At 68.1% G+C, this 467-nt stretch carries 1 protein-coding gene; it reads left to right on the top strand.

What is annotated here, in order from left to right; translation table 11 throughout:
- Positions 1 to 97: 97 nt before the first annotated feature.
- On the top strand, positions 98 to 467 hold a 370-nt coding region (locus RCF13_RS17860), incomplete at its 3' end, for a putative Ig domain-containing protein (protein ID WP_308141415.1).

The following is a 467-nucleotide window of genomic DNA, read 5'->3' as shown; positions in this document are numbered from 1 at the left end:
GGACAGCGCCATGCCGGAGCATTCGGCGAAGGGCACCTTTTCCCTGCTGGTCGTACCGGCGCTGACGGCGGCCACGGTGAAGCCGGCCGTTTCCGTCATGGTCGACGCCGCAATCGTCGACGAGGCCCCGGTCAATGCCGTGGGCGGCCTGGGCCTGCTCCACTTCAGCGTGCAGCCCCCTTTGCCGGACGGGCTGCAAATGGAAGAGCGGAACGGCAAGATCAAGAATGTCCCCGGAACGCCGATCGCGGTGTCGCCTGCCACGGAATACACGGTCACGGTGACCGACAGCGCCGATCCCTTGCAGACCGTCACCGCCACCTTCACGCTCGCGGTGCATGGCAACCTGGCGGCCGCGCTCAACCAGCCGTACACCACACAGGCCTTGAACGAACCGCTGACGGCCTATGCGCCAGTGACGGCGTCGGGCGGCGTCGGGCCGCTATCGTACGACGTGGCGCCGCCCC

Origin of the sequence: Stenotrophomonas maltophilia group sp. RNC7 (genome assembly GCF_030910085.1) — a bacterium.
Classification (GTDB): Bacteria; Pseudomonadota; Gammaproteobacteria; order Xanthomonadales; family Xanthomonadaceae; genus Stenotrophomonas; species Stenotrophomonas sepilia.
Note: the sequence above shows the minus strand (reverse complement) of the source record. Positions and strands in the feature narration are given on the sequence as shown.